We start from the raw sequence: 23078 nt of genomic DNA, 5'->3' as shown, positions 1-23078 counted from the left end.
TTCAATCTGAGCCATGATCAAACTCTTCAATTAAAGTTTTGTTGCCTTTCCGAAGAAAGGCGGCTCAGTGATTACTGATGTTCCAACCGAAGTTGAAACGAATTGACTGTGCCGGTAACCCTTTCGAAAAAGCGCTACCATTTGGTCACTCAGCTCACTGATAAATCTTTTATGACTGTATCATTGTCGAGTGCCCACACAGATTGCATGGTCAAATTGTTAAAGAACGTTGACTCAACATTTAACTTGTTGGTCAGAGGCTGCGTATAATACAGAGCCCATTTCCTTAGTCAAGCTTTATTTTCAAATATTTTTTCGAAAACCTTCTTAACCAAGCACTCACCAAAGAAAACATCAAGATTTGAAGCTTTCAACCAAATATCTCGGTGAGGGTGCGCATTTTACAAAAACAAAAAACACTGTCAACCAGATTTTTCTGTTCTTTTGCGCCCTTTCAGTTCATCACAAGTTATGCACAAGTTACGAAGAACTTATTCAAAACCCGCCCTGCCCTGTCAGTGAGGCGGCATTATAGGGAGTTAGCTGAAAGCAGCAAGTGTTTTTTTGATAATTTTATTGTAATTGGCGGCCTTTTACTCCGAAACTAATAAAAAACACAAAAAACAGCCAAAACCGACATGGAACCGGCAAGACAAATAAGCAGAGACTCAAAGGAAAGTGTAAAAAGCGAGGGGCGATCAGCTCAAACCTCTAAAGCTGAAGAGCAACCCGTCGGGATTGCCCCGACGGCAGAAAAGTATTTACTTACAGCTAACCAGGAAAGAAGGGTTCAGCAACTCTTCCCTATGATATAGCAAAGGCTCTTGATTAAATAAGGTGACAGATGCTCCTGCACTTTCCGCAATACACTGGCCGGCAGCGGTATCCCACATCATGGTTGGCCCTAAACGTGGGTAGAATTGCGCCCTTCCTTCTGCAACCAGACAAAATTTCAACGATGACCCTACTTCGGTCATCTTGTGCTGACCCAGCTTATCAAGAAAGTCAGCCATATCCGGACTTGGATGCGAACGGCTCCCCACAACAGTGGGCACGGTTGCCTCTCTGACCCGGATTGGCTCCCGGCCAGCCTTGGTTTGCAGCCAGGCTTTACTGCCGTCTCCCAGCCAGGTTTTACCCAAAGCAGGAGCATGCACTACGGCAAGTACGGGCCGGCCTTCTTTAATCAAGGCAATGTTCACCGTGAATTCGCCGTTTTTCCGAAGAAACTCTTTTGTTCCATCAAGCGGGTCCACCAGCCAGAATGATTTCCAGTGCTGACGCTCACGCCATTCAGTATGAGAAGATTCCTCAGAGAGAATGGGGATATCGGGGGTAAGTTGTAATAAATGGCCGACTATAACCGCATTGGCAGCCAGATCAGCTTCAGTGACCGGACTCTTATCCGCTTTTTCCTCAACCCGGACATTGCTGTGATAGCAGTCCATGATGGCTTGCCCTGCTTCCAGTGCAACCTGATAGATAGACTCCAGTAGTGCGCTCACGCTGTACTCCCTGTCTTAAATGATATGACGCTGTTTTAATGCTTCCACGCACAGAGTAACCAGTTCATCAACCGATGCATTGCCCGCCTGCAGATGAATCTCAGGATCCGCTGGCGGCTGATATTCAGAATCAATACCGGTGAAGTTTTTAATCTCTCCGGCTCTGGCTTTCTTATACAGCCCTTTAGGATCTCGCTTTTCACACTCCGCCAAAGGGGTATCTACGAAGACTTCAATGAATTCCCCCTCAGGCAAAAGTTCACGGACCAACTGACGTTCTGTGCGATGAGGAGAAATGAAAGCGGTCAGAACAATCAGACCGGCATCGGCCATCAGCTTGGCCACTTCACCGATGCGTCGAATATTTTCCTTACGGTCCTCAGCAGAAAAACCAAGATCTTTGCACAGGCCATGACGAACATTATCGCCATCCAGCAGATAAGTATGGAAGCCCTGCTCAGTCAGGCGATTTTCCAGCGCACCGGCCACCGTCGATTTTCCAGCGCCGCTCAATCCGGTAAACCACAGAACGCAGGGTCTCTGATTTTTCAACTGAGCACGCTGTGCTTTATCTGTCTGGTGATTGTGCCAGACCACGTTTTCATTTTCATGGGGTTGAACGACAGCGGTCATTTTACACTCCGTTGCTAAAACACATTAAAAAGGAAAGAACTGCGGGATCAGGGCTAATACGACCACTGAGTAAATCACGGAAAACGGCAATCCGATCCGTAGATAATCTCGCAACTTATAGTTGCCTACGGTGTAAACGAGCAAATTCGTCTGATAACCATAAGGTGAAATAAAACTGGCACTGGCACCAAACAGCACCGCCATAATAAAGGGCATAGGATCAACCCCATAGCTCAGAGCCAGACTGTACGCCAAGGGGAAAGACAAGGCTGCCGCCGCATTGTTCGTCACCAGCTCAGTCATCAGCAAAGTCAGCAGATACACTGCCACTAATCCACCATAGACGCCCCATCCATTAAAGGAGGTCATCATCATAGTGCCCATCCGCTCAGACAGGCCGCTGGCAAGCATCAATTGGGCCAGTGAAAGTGCAGAGCCGACAATCACCACTATATCAATAGGAAAACGGCGACGAATTTCAGCAAAGCTGATAATACCGGTTGCCAGTAACAGTAACAGATAACCGGCCAGCCCTTTGATCAGAGGTAAAACATCCAACAGACCGGCAGTAATCACGGCAACGAAACCACCGAGCACGGCCATACTCTTGGTGCTGTCCAGCCGGGCACTGGAATCCAGGCCGTTGATCAGTACAAATTCACGATTTAACGTCTGCTTTTTCTCGTGAAAGGTCTTGCCGGGTACAATCACCAGGGTATCACCGGGATGCAATTCAATATTACCCAGCCCACCGGCCAGACGTTCATGGCCGCGACGGATCGCCACCACCACAGCATCAAAACGTTCACGGAACTGCACGCTTTTCAGCGTCTTACCCCGAATACCGGCAGAATGACTGACCACCACTTCCATCATGGACTGCCCATTGAGATGATGCTGGCCAAATAACCTCAGCCCGTCTATTTCCTGTAAGGTCGTGACACTTTCAATATCACCACAGAACAGCAGTCTGTCACTGGCTTGCAATACCGTCTCGGGACACACAGGGGCAATTGTCTTGCCATCACGAATGATTTCCGCCAGAAACAAGCGGCGCAGTGCCCGTAAACCATTTTCAGCGACCGACTTGCCAACCAGTGATGAGGTCGGTTCTATTTTGGCTTCCAGAAAGTACGGCAGTTCATCCTGGCTGCTGTCATCATAATTAGGAAGAAAGTGGCTGAGGGGGATCAAGAAAACCAGCCCGACCAGCAATACAGCCAGTCCAATCATTGATGGCGCAAAAAAGCCCAGACTAGGTAATCCTGCATCTTCGACAAAGCTGTTTACAATCAGATTGGTCGAGGTACCAATCAGGGTCAGCGTACCGCCTAATATGGCGGTATAAGACAATGGGATTAACAAACGAGACGGCGCATGGCGCTGATTACGCTTTACGGCGCCAATCAAGGACACCACCACTGCCGTGTTATTGGTAAAGGAAGACAGGAAGGCCGTCGACAGGCCAAGTTTGGCCACCACAGACGTTTGTCCTCCCTGAGAAATCTGGCGCCCGACCCAACTGATCAGGCGCGTTTTTTCAAGAGCAATGGAAACAAGGATCAGCAGGACCAGAGTCAGCAACGACGCGTTGGTGAAATTACCCGCCAAAGTTGACAGCTCTATCATCCCGGTCTGAAAACCAATAAAGGCTGTACCTGCAAACAAATAGGCAGGTTTGATTCTGGTGGCGATCAAACAGGTTATGATCACCACCAGCATCGCCAGTACCAGAGCTTGTTCCCATGCCATTGGCATTACCCCAGCAACTTACTGAGATCTTGGGCACCCCAGTGCGGGAAGTGCTTGCGGATCAGCGCGTTGAGTTCAACTTCAAAAGCGCTGTATGCCTGCTGAGACGGTGCAGATTCCGTCAGCGCCTCGCGCACCATACCAGCACCTACCGTCACATTAGTCAGGCGATCAATCAGAATAAAACCACCGGTATCGGCACAGTTCTGATAAGAATCGATCGCGATAGACTCATTGAGCACCACTTCGCACAGACCAATGCCGTTGAGAGGCAGCACATCGGTGGCAAAGGTGTCCAGGTTGTTGATATCCACCTGATGGCGAATCGCACTGACCGAGCCGAGCGTTTTCTTACCGGCCACTTTGATATCGTATTGACGACCAATTTCCAATGGTGATTCTGCCATCCAGACAATGTCGGCCAATAGCTGGTTGCTAAGGGCCACTTCGTCACCGGCATGAACAACAGTGTCTCCGCGGCTGATATCAATTTCATCGTTCAGAGTCAGGGTTATTGCCTGACCAGAATGGGCCTGCTCCAGGTCACCGTCAAAAGTTACAATACGGGCGACAGTTGAAGATTTACCTGAAGGCAATACTTTCACTGCATCACCGACCGACACAGTACCGGAAGCCAATGTGCCCGCGAAACCGCGGAAGTCCAGATTCGGGCGGTTAACATATTGCACAGGGAAGCGTAATTCGCCGTCCACTTTTTTGTTGATTTCAACACTTTCCAGCAAAGACAGCAGCGGCTCGCCCTCATACCAGGGCGTGTGCTCGCTTGCCGTAACCACATTGTCGCCTTCCAGCGCTGACAGCGGAACCAGCTGAATATTGATGTCAGCATTGAGCTTTTCAGCAAACGCCAGATAATCATTCCGGATCTGCTCGAAGCGGGCCTGCTCAAAACCGACCAGATCCATCTTGTTGACGGCCACCACAAACTGGCGGATCCCCAGCAGACTGGCAATATAAGAGTGGCGACGGGTCTGATCCAGAACGCCTTTACGGGCATCAATCAAGATCACCGCCACATCGCACGTAGAGGCCCCTGTCGCCATGTTACGGGTGTACTGCTCATGCCCCGGGGTGTCTGCAATGATGAACTTACGTTTCTGGGTCGAGAAATACCGGTAAGCCACATCAATAGTGATGCCCTGCTCACGCTCCGCTTGCAGACCGTCAACCAGCAATGCTAGATCCGGCTTACTGCCTGTGGTGCCCACTTTCTGGCTGTCCGCATGAATAGCGGCCAGTTGATCTTCATAAATTTGCTGTGAATCGTGCAGCAGACGCCCAATCAGCGTACTTTTGCCGTCATCCACTGAACCACAGGTCAGGAAACGAAGCAGAGACTTGTTCTGGTGCTGATCCAGGTAAGCTTCAATGCCCAGCTCAGCTACTTGTTGTTGAATTGCGCTGTTCATGTCCCGACTCCTTAGAAATAACCCTGACGTTTCTTCAATTCCATGGATCCTGACTGATCGTGGTCGATCGCCCGTCCCTGACGCTCACTGGAGGTCGCCACCAGCATTTCTTCGATGATCTCAGGCAAGGTTTTGGCCTCAGATTCAATCGCCCCGGTCAGCGGGTAACAACCCAGAGTACGGAAGCGAACGCTCTTGTGTTCAATCTTCTCTCCCGGACGCAGCTTCATGCGATCATCATCCACCATGATCAGCATGCCGTCGCGATCAACCACAGGACGTTCCTGAGACAGGTAGAGCGGCACGATATCGATGCCTTCCAGGTAGATGTATTGCCAGATATCCAGCTCAGTCCAGTTCGACAGCGGGAACACACGGATGCTTTCGCCTTTGTTTATCTGGCCGTTATAGGTCTTCCATAACTCAGGGCGCTGGTTTTTAGGATCCCAGGTATGGTTCTTGTCGCGGAAAGAGTACACACGCTCTTTGGCACGGGATTTCTCTTCGTCACGACGGGCGCCACCAAAGGCGGCGTCAAAACCGTACTTGTTCAGTGCCTGCTTAAGGCCCTGGGTTTTCATAATATCGGTATGCTTTGACGAGCCATGATCGAACGGGTTGATCCCCATTGCCATGCCTTCCGGGTTTTTATGCACCAGCAGGTCAAACCCGTATTTCTTCGCTGTCGCATCGCGAAACTCAATCATTTCGCGGAATTTCCAGTCAGTATCGACATGCAACAGCGGAAAAGGGATTTTGCCCGGATAAAAAGCTTTGCGGGCCAGATGCAGCATCACCGAGGAATCTTTACCGATGGAGTACATCATCACAGGGTTATCAAACTCAGCGGCCACTTCACGGATGATATGAATACTCTCCGCTTCGAGCTGCTTAAGGTGGGTAAGGCGTTTCGGATCCATCTTTCTCTCCATGTTAAGCCAGGCTCACGACAGCGGGGTGTGGTTGCCCTTGTTGTTCCTGCTTTCCGAACCAATGTAATTTATCCGCCAGAGTCACCACTTCACCCACCACAATGAGTGACGGCGATTCTGCATTTTCTGCCAGTTGAGCCAGCTCGCTCAGTTGGCCTCTGAAGACTTTTTGTGATGCCTGCGTGCCACGCTCGATAATTGCAATCGGCGTTTCTGCTGCACGGCCATGCTGAATCAGTTGTTGCTGGATATGGCTTGATTTCATCAGCCCCATATAAATCACCAGCGTCTGCTTACCACGGGCCAGTGTCGACCAATCAAGATTATCGCTGTCCGGCTTGGTATGACCGGTAATAAACATGGCACTTTGTGCGTGATCTCTGTGCGTCAGAGGAATACCGGCATACGCCGTAGCACCGGCTGCGGCCGTAATACCCGGCACAACCTGGAACGGGATACCGGCATCAAACAGCACTTCCAGCTCTTCAGCACCGCGGCCGAAAATAAAAGGATCGCCGCCTTTCAGGCGAACCACCCGCTTGCCCTGACTGGCATATTCCACCAGCAAGCGGTTGGTTTCTTCCTGCGGTACACTGTGATAACCGGCGCGTTTGCCAACACAGACCAGCTCCGCATCACGGCGTACCAGATCCATGATTTCGTCCGATACCAGATAGTCATACAGCACTACATCGGCCTGCTGCATCAGCTGCAGCGCACGCAGGGTCAGCAAACCGGCATCACCGGGGCCAGAGCCAATCAGCGCCACCTGACCCTGAGTCGCAACCTGCTGGGACTGGCGGATCAATTCCTGCTCAGCGTCTTTATCTTGCCCGGCGGCAACCAGTTCTGCGAAACGGCCGTCAAATACCTGCTCCCAAAACAAACGACGGGCAGAGAGGCTTTTCACCGTGTTCTTCAGGCGATCCCGGAACTGGCCTGCCAGGGTTGCCATCTTGCCAAGGTGCTGAGGCAGCAAGGCTTCCAGCTTCTCACGAACCATACGCGCCAGTACCGGCGCTTTGCCAGAAGATGAAATAGCCACAATAAGAGGAGAGCGATCAACAATGGATGGCACGATAAAGCTGCAGCGCTGGGTATCATCTACTACATTCACTAAAACCTGACGCTGGTTCGCCGACTGGTACACCAGCGCATTGATGGCTTTGCGATCGGTTGCTGCGATAGCCAGAAAAATACCGTCAAGGTGCTCTGGTATAAATTGCTCAGCAAGATGCGAGATGTCGCCGTTATTTAACGCCTGCAGAAAATCGGCATTAAGTTCAGGAGCAATGACACGAACGTCGGCACCGGCTTTGAGCAGCATCCGGGTTTTACGCCAGGCCACTTCTCCCCCGCCTACCACCAGGCATGGACGACGCTTTAAATCGGCAAAAATAGGTAAATAGTCCATAGTCACTGCTCTTACTCTCTGTACGTAACAGCACTATAGACGGGGCAGGATATTACCTGAAATTCTAAAATTTCATTTTTTATTCCCAAAAGTTTAGCTTGGCTGACTTAACTGCCCTGTGGGAACAATCCATCCGGATATGACAGCTAATCGCCCCTAACTCCGTATAAAACAATCACTTTCTCGCTTTTTTACATCCAAAAAAGCTTATCTTATGCCTTTAAGATCTAACTCTTACGTCAATTCCCTGCCTTTGAACACGGCAGTTTTAAAACAACCCCATTGCATATGACAAGGAAGCACACTCAGGTCACATATCTGACAAGCGGTTGCATTTCAGCGACAGTATTTTTGCTACTTTTAGCGCGTTAACGACTTAATAATGACGGTGAAATCATGTCCTTAAGAACAAAACCGCTTTCAATTGCCGTACTGGCCGCCCTGCTGGCAGCAGCTGGTCCGGCACTGGCAGACACCATTCAGCTGCGCATTCTTGAAACCACAGACATTCACGCCAATGTCATGGACTACGACTACTACAAAGATAAAGCGACCGAGAAAACCGGGCTGGTCCGTACCGCCACCTTAATCGAGCAGGCCAGACGCGAAGTTGCAAACAGTGTGCTGGTTGATAACGGCGATCTGATTCAGGGCAGCCCGATGGGCGACTACATAGCAGCGAAAGGTCTGGCAGACGGTAGTGTTCACCCTGTCTATAAAGCCATGAACCCGCTCGATTACGAAGTAGGCAACATAGGTAACCATGAATTCAACTACGGGCTGGATTTCCTGCAGACGGCATTAAAAGGCGCCCAGTTTCCGTATATCAACGCCAATGTCTACGACCTCAGAACGGGAGAGAACCTCTTTACCCCTTATCTGATTAAAACCTACCGCCTGAAAGATACCGACGGCGCAGAGCATGACATCAAGATAGGCTACATCGGCTTTGTTCCGCCGCAAATTATGACCTGGGATAAAAAGAACCTGGAAGGCAAAGTCAGCGCCAGAGACATCAAGCAAACCGCAGACTATTTCGTGCCGAAGATGAAAGCCGAAGGCGCTGATGTCATAGTTGCGATTCCGCATTCTGGTGTGTCTGCCGATCCTTACCAAGCGATGGCGGAAAACTCGGTTTATTACCTGACAGAAGTGAAAGGCATTGATGCGATCGCTTTCGGCCATGCCCACGCCGTCTTTCCGAGCCAAACCTTTGCCAACCTGCCCAATACGGACATCGCAAAAGGCACAATCAATGGTGTCGCGGCGGTCATGCCCGGCCGCTGGGGCGATCATCTGGGGGTGATCGATCTGGTACTGACCCGGCAAAATGGCAAGTGGACGGTGACTGAGCGTCAAACCCAGGCCCGCCCGATATTTGCCGATGGTAAAGCACAGGTAGCGGCGGACAGTAAACTGGTCGCAGCCGTGAAGGCGGATCACAAGGGAACGCGTGAATTCGTCAACCAGCCAATCGGTCAAGCCAGTGACGTGATGTATAGCTATCTGGCGCTGGTACAGGATGATCCGACCGTCCAGATAGTGAACCTGGCACAGAAAGATTACGTCGAGCGCTTTATTCAGGGCGATCCGGATTTAGACGGCCTGCCTGTGCTGTCGGCAGCCGCCCCGTTCAAGGCGGGCGGCCGGGCGAACGATCCGGGCAACTACACCGAAGTGGAAGCCGGTCAGCTGACCTTTCGCAACGCAGCGGATCTGTACCTGTACCCCAACACCCTGGTGGCGCTGAAAGTGACAGGGAAAGAAGTCAAAGAGTGGCTGGAATGCTCTGCCGGACAATTTAACCAGATCGACCTCAGCTCAGCCTCACCGCAGTCGCTGATCAACTGGGAAGACTTCCGTACTTATAATTTTGATGTGATTGACGGTGTTCAATACCAGATAGATGTCTCACAGCCCGCCCGTTACGATGGTGACTGCAAGCTGATCAACCCAGAAGCTGAGCGTATTCAACAACTGACCTATCAGGGCAAAGCGCTTGATCCGGCCCAGCCCTTTATTATTGCTACCAACAATTACCGCGCTTACAGTGCCAAGTTTGCCGGTACGGGCGAACAATTCATCGCCTTTGCGGCACCGGATGAAAACCGCACTGTGCTGGCCAGTTACATCAGTCGGGTCAGCAAAGAGAAAGGGCAGGTGACGCCGAGTGCCGACAACAACTGGCGCTTTGCTCCGCTTAAGAGCAAGACAGCACTGGATATCCGTTTTGAGACCTCACCGAGCGATAAAGCGGCCTCCTTTATCAAAAACAAAGGCCAGTATCCAATGCAGCAAGTGGCGACCGATGCCGCCGGCTTTGCGGTTTACCGGATTGACCTGCAGCACTGATCTCAAAACCTCTTTGCAAGATCCCGATACCGCGGCCAATGGTCGCGGTATTTTTTGGTAAGCTAAATAAAGAAGACCTCAACAACGACAAAAGACTATGACTTCACCACTCGCGCAATTTCTGGCTCTGCACGGTGCCGATCAGGCCACTATCGATCAGGCACTGTCGCTGGCCGAACCCTTAGAACTCCCTACCCGACATGTGCTGATCAATCAGGGAGAGCTGGCATCACAGGCGTTTTTTCTGATTGATGGCCTGTGCCATGCCTGCTACATCACCGGAGACGGCAAAACCATCAGCAAAGATTTCTTCTGGGAACAGGATCTGCTGATTGGCTTTGAAAGCCTGCTGACCGATGAAGGCTCCCCCTATTTGCTGGAAACCCTATCACCCTGTCTGATTAAGACACTGCCTGCAGAGCTGATTCTTCGCTGGCGACAAGACATGCCTGCCCTGTATATGGCCCTGGCCGAGAGACAATTGCTGTTCCGGGAGCAGAAAGAGCAGTTCATGCGCCTGTACAGCCCGGCCCGACGCTATGCCCTGTTTACAGACAGCGTCGGTGAGCTGGCCACACACATCACAGCGCCACAGCTGGCATCGTTTCTGAACCTGTCACTGAGTCAGCTGGACAGCCTGCAGCGCCATCTGGCCGCGTCAGGGAAATAAACGCCGGTTGCGGGATTTCATCGCGCATTTTATGCTGGTGCTCAGGAACAGCAGCCCTAAAAGGACATAATCAATGCAGTGGCAATGCCTTCGCTTTGATCAGCTCACCACTGATCAGCTATATGACATCATGAAACTCAGGGTAGATGTGTTCGTGGTTGAGCAACACTGTCCGTATCCGGAACTTGATGGCCACGACAAAGCTCGGGATGTGCATCATGTAATCGCTTATGACAATGGCAGCCTGATGGCTTATCTGCGGCTATTACCGGCAGGCACAACCTACGATTGTGTCAGTATCGGACGGGTGATTACCGCGGAAGCGGCGCGGGGCAAAGGGATGGGCAATACTTTGCTCACCCAAGGGCTGGCGTACGCCGAGCAACTGTGGCCGGGACAGGACATTGAAATCGGCGCACAGTCGCACTTGCAGAGTTATTACGGGCGCTTTGGCTTTGAGCCAAGCTCTGACGAATACCTGGAAGACGGCATTCCCCATATTGATATGCGGCTGACGAAAAACCCCGCAGCCGCCTGACCTTTCCGTTACTGACCGCGGGCGAAACTACCGTCAGAGCGGCGGAAGAACATCACAGGATCGCCATCGCGGCTCTCAATCTGCAGGACATCCAGATCACCATTGGCCAGTTGTTTATAGCGCAATAACTGGCCAGATTTAATGTAACTGAGCGGTTTGTCTTTGCCTTCAATCGCCGCAATCGCGTAGAGATCTGTCAAAGGTAACGACTTGGCACGAAAGATGGTCGCCAGGGTTTCGCCTTTTTTGACTTCATAGTTCATCCAGTTTTCAGAAGATGCAGACGGCCGGGGCGCTGTCTTCGCTGTAGAGGATGACGTCGTCACCGCGGTTTGCGACGCTACAGATTTGATGTTTGCCGGACGAGGTGGTGATGCCGGCTCCGGACGCTCGCCGACGGGTAAACGCGCGGGCTCATCCAGGTTCAGCGCCACTTCCTGACGCACAGGCTCGCTGCCGGGAATCTTTAACTCGGGTTCTGAGGCCGGCAGCAGGAACAGCACAAACACCACAGGGATCAGTACCAGTAAGGCTTTACGATGAAACCCTGGCAATTGCTGCCAGTAGGGCTGCACCCTCAGTCGGACCTTCTGCCATTGTAGCTTGCCGGCTTCACGCCAGTTCAGCTGACTGAGCCGGGTCTTCCACTCCGTCAGCGACACCTGTGGCAGGGCCGGGGCCGATTTCTTCCGGTTACGGCGTTTCGCTTGTCCCATAACAACTACTCTCCATCACTCTGCGCCAAAACTTCAGGGTCACGCTTTGATGCGACCTCTGTTCACAAAAGTTTACCCCTGAGGGTTGAAACTGTTATCCTGCCCGCTTAATTCACTCGACATAAAGAGACGACACTATGTCTGACGTTAAACTAGATACAGTTGAAACTAAAGCGAGCTACGGTATTGGTCTGCAAATGGGCCAGCAACTGGCTCAAAGTGGCCTGGAAGGCCTGAACGTTGCTGCCATTGCCAAAGGCATCGCAACCTCGCTGACTGGCGACATGCCAGAAATCGCTGTAGACGACATCAACGACGCACTGCGTGATCTGCACACCCGCGCTGAAGAAGCTCGTCAGGTACAGGCTAAAGCTGCCGCTGCTGAAGGCGAAGCCTTCCTCAAAGATAACGCACTGCGTCCAGAAGTAACAGTCACCGAATCAGGTCTTCAGTACGAAGTTCTGGTTGAAGGTAACGGCGACATCCCAACGTCTGACAAACAAGTACGTGTTCACTACCACGGCCAGCTGACTGACGGCACTGTATTCGACAGTTCAGTATCCCGTGGTCAGCCAGCAGAGTTCCCTGTTACCGGCGTTATCGCAGGTTGGGTAGAAGCTCTGCAAATGATGCCTGTCGGTTCTAAGTGGAAACTGTATATTCCGCAAAACCTGGCATACGGTGAGCGTGGCGCGGGTGCTGCCATCCCACCTTTCGCTGCACTTGTTTTCGAAGTTGAGCTGCTGGACATCCTGTAAGTCCTGCGTCCTTCTGAAAAACGGTGCTGCGGCACCGTTTTTTTTGTCTCATATCAGCAACATACCCTGACAATAACCTGACAAACGCCCTCTTTTTTCTTTTCCAGACTACGCTTAGAGTAGCTTACGCCTTCCCCACGGGAAAACCTCATAACGATTCCAAGGAGAACACTATGACCCGAGCTCTATTCCAACGCTTTTGGCTGGTTGCGATGCCATTACTGGCCTGTCTGGCCCTTAGCCCTGCCGCCCACGCTTTTAGCCTGTCCGACTTATTCGGCGGCGGTGATGATAAAATGGAAGCCCTGGCCGACAACCCCCTCGCCAGTATGCTGACCGATCAGCTCGGTGTCAGTACTGAGCAGGCCGCGGGCGGCGCCGGTGCACTGCTGTCCATGGCGGCCAGCCAGTTAAGCGGCGATCAGGCCACCGAGCTGACCAAGCTGATCCCGGGTTCAGAAAATCTGATGGACGCCATTCCTGCCGGACTGGGCGGCATGCTGAACAATATGGACGCGCTGGGTCCAGTGTTCACTGCATTAGGATTAGACGCCAGTATGATCAGTCAGTTCGTTCCCATTATCACGCAATTTTTAGGTACGCAGGGCGCCAGTGCCGGCCTGATTGATACTCTGACCAAAATCTGGACACCAGCCAGCTGAATAACAACCTGATACCGGGCTGCGAGCGTAACGATTTCACCTTTTTTGGCTGTCAGCCTCAGGTCAATTTTCTGATTACCAATAAAAAAACCTGACCGGTTTCCCGATCAGGTTTTTTATTTCCACAATGTAAAGCTGTCTGATTAGATACCGGAACCGTCGCTCTCTGCATCATCTTCATGCAGACCACATTCCCGCTTCAGGCCGAAGAAACGCGTTTCCTCTTCTTTCATGCCCGGCTCCCACTTTACTGTGGTGTGAACATCACCGACAGAACGATAGCCTTGAGCCAGCAATGGGTGATAAGGCAAATCGAATTTCAGCAGGTATTCATCAATGTCCTGCTCTGACCAATCGATCAAAGGCAGGAATTTGAATTTACCGTTCTGAATCGCCAGTACCGGCAAGGTCGCACGGGATGACGACTGCTCCCGACGCAGGCCAGAGAACCAGGTTTTCACCTCCAGCTCTTCCAGTGCGCGGCGCATCGGCTCCACCTTGTTCATTTTGTTGTACTGCTTAATGCCATCAACACCCTGAGTCCACAGCTGGCCATAGCGTGCTTCCTGCCAGGCCGGGCTAAGCTCTGAACGGTACACTTTGAGATTCAGATTCAGCCGCTCGGTCAGAAAATCGACAAACTGATAGGTTTCAGGGAACAGGTATCCCGTGTCCGTCAGAATCACAGGTACATTGGGTGACTCCTGAGTCACCAGATGCAGCATGACCGCAGACTGGATACCAAAACTGGAGGCTAACGCAAAGTTGCCATCCAAAAATTCCAGCGCCCAGCGAACCCGCTCTTGGGCTGTCATCTGCTCCAGCTCGGCGTTAATTTCCGCCAGCTGAAGGATCTGCTCCACTTTGGTGGCACTCAGCAAATCCGCCAACGCATATTTAGGCATAAAAATCCCTCACAGAGACTTCAACAGGTGCAATGATGCCGCTACGGATAGTAAAGTCACCGAAGCCTTCACCGTCCTCACGCTCGGTTGCCCAACGGCCCACCAGTTGATCCAGTTCAGTCATGATTTCATCAACAGTAATATTTTCACGGTACATCTTAGGAATACGTGTGCCGTTAATATTACCGCCCAAGTGCAGGTTATAACGCCCCGGGGCTTTACCCACCAGACCGATTTCTGCCAGCATGGCGCGTCCGCAGCCATTCGGACAGCCGGTCACGCGCAAAATAACGTGCTCGTCTTTACCCAGACCGTGTTTTTCCAGTAAGCCTTCGAAATCGGTGACGAATTCAGGCAAGAAACGCTCGGCTTCCGCCATCGCCAGCGGACAGGTTGGCAGCGATACACACGCCATTGAATTCTGACGTTGCACGCTGACACCGTCATCAATCAAACCATGATCGCGGGCGATCTTTTCGATCGTCGCTTTGTCTTCTTTGGCCACGCCGGCAATGATCAGGTTCTGATTGGATGTCATGCGCAGATCCCCTTTGTGGATCTTGGCAATCTCAGCCACACCGGTTTTCAGCGGTTTGCCCGGGTAATCAAGAATACGACCGTTTTCAATGAACAGCGTCAGGTGGTATTTACCGTCAATCCCATCTACCCAGCCGATACGATCACCGCGATCAGTAAACTCGTAAGGACGGCTGGCTTCAAAAGTAACACCGGCACGTTTCTCAACTTCCGCCTTGAAGACATCGACACCGACACGATCCAGAGTGTATTTGGTTTTCGCGTTCTTACGGTTTGAGCGGTTACCCCAGTCACGTTGCGTGGTCACCACAGCGGCGGCAACATCCAGCGTTTTGTCCAGTGGCACGAAACCAAAGTCATCGGCGCGACGCGGATACGTCGCTGTATCACCGTGGGTCATGGCCAAACCGCCGCCCACCAGCACGTTAAAGCCGATCAGCTGTCCGTTTTCAGCAATAGCGACAAAATTCAGGTCGTTCGCGTGCACGTCCACATCATTTTGTGGCGGGATAACCACTGTGGTTTTGAATTTACGCGGCAGGTAATTCGAACCCAGAATAGGCTCCTGATCCTGGTGTCCTTCAATTTTTTCGCCATCAAGCCAGATTTCTGCATAAGCACGGGTCTGAGGCAGCAGATGTTCACTGATCTTCTTCGCCCAGTCATACGCCTGCTGGTGCAGTTCTGACTCCACCGGGTTAGAGGTACACAGCACGTTACGGTTTACGTCGCCAGCGGTGGCAATCGAGTCGATACCGTACTCGTTCAGTGTCTGGTGCATCAGCTTGATATCCGGCTTCAGCACACCGTGGAACTGGAATGTCTGACGGGTGGTCAGACGGATACTGCCGTACATGGTTTTGTCTTGCGCGAATTTATCAATCGCCAGCCATTGTTCCGGGGTGATAATGCCTCCCGGCATACGGGCACGCAGCATGACGTTGTGCAAAGGTTCCAGTTTCTGCTTTTGACGCTCAGGGCGGATATCGCGGTCATCCTGCTGGTACATACCGTGGAAACGGATCAGCTGGAAGTTATCAGCCGTAAAGCCACCGGTAATGCGGTCCTGCAGATCCTGCTCAATGGTCCCGCGCAGAAAGTTACTCTCGCGTTTCAGGCGTTCGTTATCGGACAGTTTCTCAGTCATCAGTACACATCCTTCTGGTAGCGTTTGGCTTTACGCAAATCATTCAAATACAGCTCGGCATCTTCGCGGCTTTTGCCGCCCTGCTGCTCAACAACAGTAATCAGTGCCTCATGCACATCTTTTGCCATCCGGTTGGCATCGCCGCACACGTAAATATGTGCGCCGTCTTTCAGCCACTGCCAAAGTTCTGCCGCATTTTCCAGAATACGGTGCTGGACATACACTTTCTCAGACTGATCGCGACTGAAAGCCACATCCAGCTTGGTCAGAATGCCGTCTTTGAGGTACTTCTGCCACTCCACCTGATACAGGAAGTCCTGGGTAAAGGTACGGTCACCAAAGAACAGCCAGTTTTTCCCTTCAGCATCGCGGTTATCACGCTCCTGCACAAAAGCACGGAAAGGCGCGATACCTGTACCCGGACCAATCATGATCACAGGGGTATTATCATCTGCCGGCAGTTTGAAGTTATTGTTACCTTCAACAAACACACGAACGTTGGCGCCTTCTTCCAGACGGTGTGACAGGAAGCCGGAAGCTCCGCCAAAGCGGCTTTCTTCACCGTGCTGATATTCCACCAGACCGACAGTCAGGTGCACTTCTTCGCCCACTTCTTCCTGGCTGGATGCAATCGAGTACAGGCGCGGCGTCAAACGACGCAGCAAACCTTGCAACTGCTCAGCGCTCAGCTGGGTTTTCTTCTCGGCAAAGACATCAATCACCTGAGTGTTTGCCGCGTACTCACGCAGCTTGTCTTTGTCTTCCACCAGCTTCTGCAGCTTTTTGCAGCCAGACAGTTCAGCGAACTTGGTCACCAGCTGTGGGTTAGCAGCAGTGATTTCGTATTTGTGAATAAGCGCGTCTTTCAGGCTGTAGGATTGGCCGTCCACTTCCACGCTTTCGTCGCCGGTCAGGCCGACTTTCGCAGCCAGTGCTTCGGCCAGAACAGGATCATTGTCATACCAGACGCCCAGCGCATCACCCGGTTGGTAAGTCAGGCCGGATTCACCGAGATCGATTTCCACATGGCGGACATCTTTGCCGGAGTCACGACCGGTAATTTTCTGGCTCACCAGCAGCTCTGCCGCATACGGATTTTGCTTGTTGTACTGAGAAATAGCCGCTGTCGCGTTTTGAGCCACATGCAACTGAACCACTTCGGCATCATTGCCGCCCAGCAGTTCGTCTTTGATGGTCTCCAGCGCCTTGGCGCGCCACTCGGCGGCCGGGGCATCGTAATCAACATCACAGTCGATACGATCCACAAAAGGTTTGGCACCCAGCTTACTGAGGTAGCTGTCAAAATCTTTGGCCGTCTGGCAGAAGAATTCATAACTGGAGTCACCCAGACCCAGTACGGCATAGTTCAGATTCGGCAGCTTAGGCGCACGCTTGGACTGCAGGAATTCATGCAGTTCCATGGCATCATCCGGCGCTTCACCCTCACCGTGGGTTGAGGCCACTATGATCACGTGGGTTTCTTTGGCCAGGTTTTTGCCTTTGTAATCGCCAGAGGCAAACACGTCAGCCTGGATACCGGCCGCAACCGCTTCTTCCTTCAGCGCCTGAGCAACGCCTTTGGCGTTCCCCGTCTGAGAGGCATAAATAATGGTAAGTTTGCCAGCCGGTTTCGCTGCTACAGCGGCGATGGGCTGACCGGCAGGCTGCTGGCCCGCCGTTTGGGTTTGACTTAATCCCCAGAAATAACCGCTGATCCAAGCCAGTTGCTGTGGTGACAGCTCTGCGACTGTCTGTTGCAGCTGACCGATCTGCTGATCATTGAGAGGGCTGGCTAAAGCCGAGAGTTCCTTAAGTAACATGACACGACGATCCCTTTACATTGCGTAAGGGTAGATTAGCTACTCGACGAAATAACAAGAAAGAATAGATAAGAATGTTTTATAACTTTTTGGAAGAGAAAAGCAGAAGGTTAGCAAATTAAGCGGCACAAAGACGCCCAATCCGGAGGATCAGGCGCCCGGCATTCAGAAATGATCGGCAATACGTACCTGATGAAAACCTACCTCAAAGGCACGTTCAGTGGCTGTGTCTATGTCCCTGTAGCACTTTTCACTGCCTGAGCCGTCAGTCAGGGTGACAAAGCCACCACGGCGATGACGAAATTCGACCACCCAGCCGTTGGCCTGCAGTGAAGGCTCAATCACAGCTTCCACTATTTCGCTGTCCGCATATAAACGCTGTAACTCGGTAATTGTCATCTGCCTGATTCCTGCATCAATGCCCACTTTAAAAATGGCCTATAACTCAGCAAACAGGCAACAAAAAAGCCATGCGTTTAGCATGGCTTTGTTCAACAGCGCTAAACCGATCAGAAATCGACTTCAACACCGGCAAAGAATCCGTCCAGCTTCACTTTGCTGCCGGCAGGATTATTAATCGCATCGAAATCGTAATCCATCACGCGGTATCCGCCACGCAGATTAAGATCTGCCGCCACCAAAGGAATGGTGAACTTCATTCCCGCTTTAGCATCAAGCGTGCTGGTATCATCAAAGCTACCGACGTTACCTTCCACAAATACCGCCAGTGGTGTCATAGGAATACCGACTTCGGCATTACCGTAAATCGCTGGCTGCCACTCATCGTCAAACGTCTGCATGTGACCTTGCGCGTTGTACTCGCCGTCACCGAATTTAATCAGTGACACACCCACATCCACAGCAACCAGATCGTTATCCAGAATCTCGTAATACAGCGTAAAGTCAGTTTGTTTAAATGCCACCGCATCCGATTCTACATTGGCGTAAGCAATACGTGCGTTCGGAATCAGTGGAATAAAATGTTCAAACGATGCATAAAATGAAGGAATGGTTTTGTCGCCACCGTCTACTGCATCGTTAATTTCAGCGCTGCTCATCCAGGCATCCGCGCCTACTGTACCGCCCAGCAGCATGTCTGCCTGAGCAGGTACTGCTGCTGCAATTGCCACTGCGACGGCCGCTGCTGAAAGCATGTTTTTTTTCATTTCTGAGTCTCCGCTCTTTATAATTGTGCTTTGATTTTTCTGCGCCAGACTATACCAGATGCTATGTAATAAAACTGCATTTCATCGCCGGGAATCAGGGATTTGGCTCAAGCTCACTTTTTGAACATGCTAATATTTGCGTCTATGCATATCACGAGGACGCGACGAGCGAATCAACGACTCGCGACGTGCTCCGCGGTACAGCCAGACAGCAACTGCAATCAAAATAATCCATGGCAGCAGTTTAATCACCACGCCTAATAAACCCGCCAGCGCCATGACCGCAAAACCGGCCGCTATCGCGACAACCATGCCCATCAAACTGATCCCTGTCATGACCAGCACACCGGCAAACACCAGCAAAAATAAAAACTCTACCATTCCAGTCTCTCCACTCACATACGTAGGTAACAGAACCCGTTCTGCCCCTTTCCTGCATTGCTGCTGGTTAACTGCAGGTTTCGGGCCAATACTCAGCCACCCAGCAAACACTTGTTTTTCAATCAGATACAAAAACGCCGCGTTCTCAGATCGCGGCGTTACAGGCTAAGTTAGCAAATTTGACGATAACGTGTGGTCAAACTCACTATATCTTGCAGGGTAATCACACATCCAGATGAGCAGGAATTTTATCCAGTGCCTGCTGAACCACTTCAATGCCCGCACCCGGCTTGTGCGCATTCTCGCTGATGTGCCGGCGCCACTGACGTGCACCCGGCATATTCTGGAACAATCCCAGCATATGACGGGTAATATGACCCAGATACGAACCGTTCGCGAGCTGACGCTCAATGTATGGATACATGGCTTCAACCACTTCCCGGCGTTTGATAACTGGACGTTCGCTGCCGAATAACTGCTGATCCAGCTCCGCCAGCATATACGGATTCTGGTACGCTTCGCGCCCGACCATTACGCCATCAAGATGCTCCAGATGGGCTTCGATCTCGGCCAGCGTTTTCACCCCGCCGTTAATTGCCATAGTCAGGTGCGGAAAATCTTTCTTCAACTGATACACTCGCGGGTAATCCAGCGGCGGAATTTCACGGTTTTCTTTCGGACTCAGGCCACTCAGCCAGGCTTTCCGGGCATGAATAGTGAAGTTATCGCAGCCGCCTTTTTCAGACACAGTACCGACAAAATCGACCAGGAACTGATAAGAGTCCTGCTCATCAATACCAATCCGGGTTTTCACCGTCACCGGAATATCCACCACTTCACGCATGGCTGACACGCACAAAGCCACCAGATCCGCCTCGCCCATCAGACACGCGCCAAAGCGGCCGTTCTGTACACGATCAGACGGGCAACCGACATTCAGGTTCACTTCATCGTAACCGCGCTCCTGTGCCAGCTTGGCACAATGCGCCAGATCCGCCGGATTCGAGCCACCCAACTGCAACGCCACCGGATGCTCTTCCTCGTTATAAGAAAGAAAATCCCCTTTACCATGAATAATCGCCCCCGTCGTCACCATCTCGGTGTACAGCAGCGCATGCTGCGACAACAGTCGGTGGAAATAACGGCAGTGACGATCCGTCCAATCGAGCATGGGTGCTACGGAGAAGCGACAGGAGGGGTAATCACCCGCGAGGCCGCGAATTTCCTGAGTTTTTTCAACATCTAGCGTCATTCTGAATTTCCTGTAATTTCATTGAAATTGCCCGAATTCCGTTCTACAGTACCCCTCACAGTACCCCTTTGAGAGTAGGACAACATGGCCTCATTCACGATCGAAAAACGACAACTCAAAAACGGCGAACTGCGGTACAAAGTAACAATCTTCGTCAAGCAGCAGGGCCGCATTATACATAGGGAATCGAAAACTTTCAGGAAAAAGGATCTTGCCCGGACGTTCGGACGCAACAGGGTCAGCGAACTAGAAACTGAAGGGGTACTGAAAGACAAACCAGTACCCCTGGGGGTACTGTTGGATAAATTCATGCTCAAAATGAGCTTATGGGAGAACACAGGCCGCACAAAGCGCTACGTCATTCAGATGCTGCGGGACTGCGATATTGCACGAGTGTCGAGCGATGAACTCAGAACCAGCGATCTAATCGAGCACTGTGAAAACAGAAAGAAAGCAGGCGCGGCCCCGGCAACCATTTATCATGATGTGGCCTATCTGCGCTCCGTCATGAAGAAAGCAAAGCCCGTTTTTGATATCAAAGCGAATCCAGCCGTCTTTGATGAAGCAGTTCCAGTTCTGATTGATATGGGTTTGGTGGGAAAAAGCCAAAAACGAACTCGCCGCCCAACCGATGGCGAGATTGAACGCCTTAAAGAGGGCCTAAAAGCCAGACAGGAATATAGAAGCAACGGCCCAACCCGAATTCCATTCACTGATATTCTGGATTTCAGCATCCTGACCTGTATGCGGATTGGAGAAGTCTGTGGTCTTCGTTGGGAAGACCTAAACGAAGAGCAAAGAACTGTGCTCGTCCGGGATCGCAAAGACCCACGTAAGAAAGAAGGCAATCACATGATTGTGCCCCTGCTGGGCGAATCCTTCGATATAGCAATGCGACAAGAAAAGAGAAATGAACTGATCTTTCCGTACAACCCTCGCAGCGTCACTGCGGGCTTCCAACGGGTACGGAACAGCCTAGGGATTGAGGATTTGCGTTATCACGATCTACGCCGAGAAGGCGCTAGCCGCTTGTTTGAAAAAGGCTATAGCATTGAAGAGGTAGCACAGGTCACGGGGCATCGAAACCTGAATATTCTTTGGCAGGTGTATACACAGCTATATCCTTACAAGCTGCATAATAAAAAAGTTGAAGGTCTTTCATCATAAAGAAATTATTTGACCAGATATTAAACAGTGGATTATTGTAATTCACTATTTAAACTTCTTAAGTACAGGTTCACTTAGGGGATATATTTTGAAAGAAATTGTTAGCTATTTTCAGTTAGGGATAAATTCATTAATGCTTGCAGCTTTAGGGTGGCTATATGTTGCATACATCAAAAACATTAATGAAAAATTAAAAATAAAAGACGAACAATTAAAACTATTGGAAAAGAATTATTCATTTTGGAAAGATAAAGCTAACGATCTAGAAAAGAGGTCTCCTGAAGCAATTGAAAGCATTTTAAATAACCGCATTGAAATACACACAAAAGAGCTTGTTCGCTTAAGTCAAGATGCAGAAAAAAACTCTAGTGAGATAGAAGAAAAAAACAGACAAATAAATCAACTCAAAAGCGAAGTTGAGAGGACAAAATATTTCAGCAGAGCTTTAACCTATTATGACTCAGAGATTGATGATGAAGTAATAATCCCAGAAAATGAAGTTGACCTAATTGAACTAGGTGAAGTTTTTGTGGACTCCGCATCACTGATGATTACTGACCCCTGCTATATTGACAGCCAATGGCAAGATTTAGAATACAAACCACTTAATAAATACAAAGACATAAACACAGGTGAGGTTTATCAACATGCCATTGACTTTCAAAGATTTGACGAAACACACCCTTCGTATAACAAGAAATACTTTGAATTAATAAATGAAAAAACATTAATCCTCATTGAAGAAGAACGCCCCTATTCATATTCATACGCAGGTTCAGCCTATGCAACCAGTTCCAAGTTAGGATATGGGGAGTTACCATTTAAGGCCGGTGAATCCGGTGCTGGATTTAGTATTAAAACCGTATACGGTGATGGCGTGTATAAAATAATGGGCGAAAAATACAAAGGAGATATTATTCGCATTTATATTGACTTGCAATAAACAACTAACCTATTAGTAAATTATTAAAAAAGCCCACATGCCATAGTGGGCTATCAATTTACTTACTTTTCTTTTTTATAGTCGCATTCTTCGCTTTCACCACCCGGCCACCTTTGGCGAAGCGGTAGCCTTTCTTCAGTGTGCCGTTACTTTTCAGTCCTGTCTTAGCCATGCTTTTTCCCCAGTTGTACGTTCGTTTCCAGTATTGTTAGCCGCTTGTCCTGCTTGTACAGCACGATGAGCAGCGCGATCATGGTGGGCGGTAAGCCCATTGCGGTGAGTTGTTGCAGTATCTCTATCAAGTCGGTTTCCCTCTGAATTTGTGTGAGAAGAATTCCAGCAGGTAGCGCACCATAGAGCGCATTCCCAGCACGTCGACGACGATAGCCCCGACTACA

At 50.7% G+C, this 23078-nt stretch carries 22 protein-coding genes; 7 read left to right on the top strand and 15 right to left on the bottom strand.

Going from position 1 to position 23078, the window contains the following annotated elements; all coding sequences use genetic code 11:
- Positions 1-761: 761 nt before the first annotated feature.
- Genes cysQ through cysG form a run of 6 tightly spaced genes read right to left on the bottom strand, consistent with a single transcriptional unit; the run spans position 762 to position 7666 of the window.
- Complete coding sequence (gene cysQ, locus D6M16_RS22015; protein ID WP_120513990.1) at positions 762-1505, bottom strand: 3'(2'),5'-bisphosphate nucleotidase CysQ; 744 nt, start codon at positions 1503-1505, stop codon at positions 762-764.
- Between the two features lie 15 nt (positions 1506-1520).
- Positions 1521-2138, bottom strand: coding sequence for an adenylyl-sulfate kinase (gene cysC / locus D6M16_RS22010; RefSeq protein ID WP_120513989.1), 618 nt, complete (start codon positions 2136-2138; stop codon positions 1521-1523).
- Positions 2139-2162: 24 nt separating this feature from the next.
- Positions 2163-3890, bottom strand: coding sequence for an SLC13 family permease (locus D6M16_RS22005; RefSeq protein ID WP_120513992.1), 1728 nt, complete (start codon positions 3888-3890; stop codon positions 2163-2165).
- Positions 3891-3895: 5 nt separating this feature from the next.
- Positions 3896-5320: a sulfate adenylyltransferase subunit CysN gene (gene cysN, locus D6M16_RS22000; protein ID WP_120513988.1), complete on the bottom strand. Its 1425-nt coding sequence runs from the start codon at positions 5318-5320 to the stop codon at positions 3896-3898.
- 11 nt (positions 5321-5331) lie between these two features.
- Positions 5332-6240, bottom strand: a complete 909-nt coding sequence (cysD, locus tag D6M16_RS21995; protein WP_120513987.1) for a sulfate adenylyltransferase subunit CysD — start codon at positions 6238-6240, stop codon at positions 5332-5334.
- Between the two features lie 13 nt (positions 6241-6253).
- The gene (cysG, locus tag D6M16_RS21990) at positions 6254-7666 is read right to left on the bottom strand and encodes a siroheme synthase CysG (RefSeq protein WP_120513986.1); all 1413 of its coding nucleotides are present in this window, start codon (positions 7664-7666) and stop codon (positions 6254-6256) included.
- A gap of 396 nt (positions 7667-8062) precedes the next feature.
- Between cysG and D6M16_RS21985 the strand changes: the two genes are divergently transcribed.
- The 3 genes from D6M16_RS21985 (at position 8063) to D6M16_RS21975 (ending at position 11226) form a co-directional block, all read left to right on the top strand.
- Positions 8063-10018: a bifunctional 2',3'-cyclic-nucleotide 2'-phosphodiesterase/3'-nucleotidase gene (locus tag D6M16_RS21985; RefSeq protein ID WP_120513985.1), complete on the top strand. Its 1956-nt coding sequence runs from the start codon at positions 8063-8065 to the stop codon at positions 10016-10018.
- A 97-nt stretch (positions 10019-10115) separates the two neighbouring features.
- The gene (locus tag D6M16_RS21980; protein WP_120513984.1) at positions 10116-10688 is read left to right on the top strand and encodes a Crp/Fnr family transcriptional regulator; all 573 of its coding nucleotides are present in this window, start codon (positions 10116-10118) and stop codon (positions 10686-10688) included.
- A 73-nt stretch (positions 10689-10761) separates the two neighbouring features.
- Positions 10762-11226 carry a GNAT family N-acetyltransferase gene (locus D6M16_RS21975; protein WP_120513983.1) on the top strand — a complete coding sequence of 155 codons (465 nt, stop codon included), beginning with the start codon at positions 10762-10764 and terminating at the stop codon, positions 11224-11226.
- A gap of 8 nt (positions 11227-11234) precedes the next feature.
- Here the strand turns inward: D6M16_RS21975 and D6M16_RS21970 are convergent, their stop codons facing one another.
- Positions 11235-11942: a LysM-like peptidoglycan-binding domain-containing protein gene (locus tag D6M16_RS21970; RefSeq protein ID WP_120513982.1), complete on the bottom strand. Its 708-nt coding sequence runs from the start codon at positions 11940-11942 to the stop codon at positions 11235-11237.
- A gap of 137 nt (positions 11943-12079) precedes the next feature.
- On the opposite strand from D6M16_RS21970, the gene D6M16_RS21965 reads away from it, so the two are divergent.
- A complete protein-coding gene (locus D6M16_RS21965) occupies positions 12080-12700 on the top strand; it encodes a BamJ family beta-barrel-assembly machinery protein (RefSeq protein WP_120513981.1) in 621 nt (206 codons plus the stop codon).
- Positions 12701-12873: 173 nt separating this feature from the next.
- A complete protein-coding gene (locus D6M16_RS21960) occupies positions 12874-13362 on the top strand; it encodes a DUF2780 domain-containing protein (RefSeq protein ID WP_120513980.1) in 489 nt (162 codons plus the stop codon).
- Positions 13363-13505: 143 nt separating this feature from the next.
- Here D6M16_RS21960 and D6M16_RS21955 read toward each other — a convergent pair whose 3' ends face one another.
- The 7 genes from D6M16_RS21955 to dusA form a co-directional block, all read right to left on the bottom strand.
- Positions 13506-14267: a phosphoadenylyl-sulfate reductase gene (locus D6M16_RS21955; protein WP_120513979.1), complete on the bottom strand. Its 762-nt coding sequence runs from the start codon at positions 14265-14267 to the stop codon at positions 13506-13508.
- A complete protein-coding gene (gene cysI, locus D6M16_RS21950; RefSeq protein ID WP_120513978.1) occupies positions 14260-15951 on the bottom strand; it encodes an assimilatory sulfite reductase (NADPH) hemoprotein subunit in 1692 nt (563 codons plus the stop codon). Before cysI ends, D6M16_RS21955 begins: the two co-directional genes overlap by 8 nt.
- Positions 15951-17771: an assimilatory sulfite reductase (NADPH) flavoprotein subunit gene (locus tag D6M16_RS21945; RefSeq protein ID WP_120513977.1), complete on the bottom strand. Its 1821-nt coding sequence runs from the start codon at positions 17769-17771 to the stop codon at positions 15951-15953. The genes cysI and D6M16_RS21945 overlap by 1 nt, the downstream gene beginning before the upstream one ends.
- A gap of 165 nt (positions 17772-17936) precedes the next feature.
- Positions 17937-18170, bottom strand: coding sequence for a hypothetical protein (locus tag D6M16_RS21940; protein ID WP_027254029.1), 234 nt, complete (start codon positions 18168-18170; stop codon positions 17937-17939).
- A gap of 110 nt (positions 18171-18280) precedes the next feature.
- Positions 18281-18937, bottom strand: coding sequence for a TIGR04219 family outer membrane beta-barrel protein (locus tag D6M16_RS21935; RefSeq protein ID WP_120513976.1), 657 nt, complete (start codon positions 18935-18937; stop codon positions 18281-18283).
- A 129-nt stretch (positions 18938-19066) separates the two neighbouring features.
- Positions 19067-19318, bottom strand: a complete 252-nt coding sequence (gene pspG / locus D6M16_RS21930; protein WP_120513991.1) for an envelope stress response protein PspG — start codon at positions 19316-19318, stop codon at positions 19067-19069.
- Between the two features lie 223 nt (positions 19319-19541).
- Positions 19542-20570 (bottom strand): tRNA dihydrouridine(20/20a) synthase DusA, encoded by a 1029-nt coding sequence (gene dusA, locus D6M16_RS21925; protein WP_120513975.1) that lies wholly within the window; start codon positions 20568-20570, stop codon positions 19542-19544.
- An 84-nt stretch (positions 20571-20654) separates the two neighbouring features.
- On the opposite strand from dusA, the gene D6M16_RS21920 reads away from it, so the two are divergent.
- Both D6M16_RS21920 and D6M16_RS21915 read left to right on the top strand, forming a co-directional pair.
- A complete protein-coding gene (locus D6M16_RS21920) occupies positions 20655-21737 on the top strand; it encodes a tyrosine-type recombinase/integrase (protein WP_120513974.1) in 1083 nt (360 codons plus the stop codon).
- Positions 21738-21825: 88 nt separating this feature from the next.
- The gene (locus D6M16_RS21915; protein ID WP_162941130.1) at positions 21826-22680 is read left to right on the top strand and encodes a hypothetical protein; all 855 of its coding nucleotides are present in this window, start codon (positions 21826-21828) and stop codon (positions 22678-22680) included.
- 164 nt (positions 22681-22844) lie between these two features.
- On the opposite strand, the gene D6M16_RS22360 is transcribed toward D6M16_RS21915, so the two are convergent.
- On the bottom strand, positions 22845-22982 hold the full coding sequence (locus tag D6M16_RS22360; protein ID WP_155804952.1) for a hypothetical protein: 138 nt from the start codon (positions 22980-22982) through the stop codon (positions 22845-22847).
- Positions 22983-23078: the final 96 nt, after the last annotated feature.

It is taken from the genome of Photobacterium salinisoli (assembly GCF_003614885.1).
GTDB lineage: Bacteria > Pseudomonadota > Gammaproteobacteria > Enterobacterales > Vibrionaceae > Photobacterium > Photobacterium salinisoli.
Note: the sequence above shows the minus strand (reverse complement) of the source record. Positions and strands in the feature narration are given on the sequence as shown.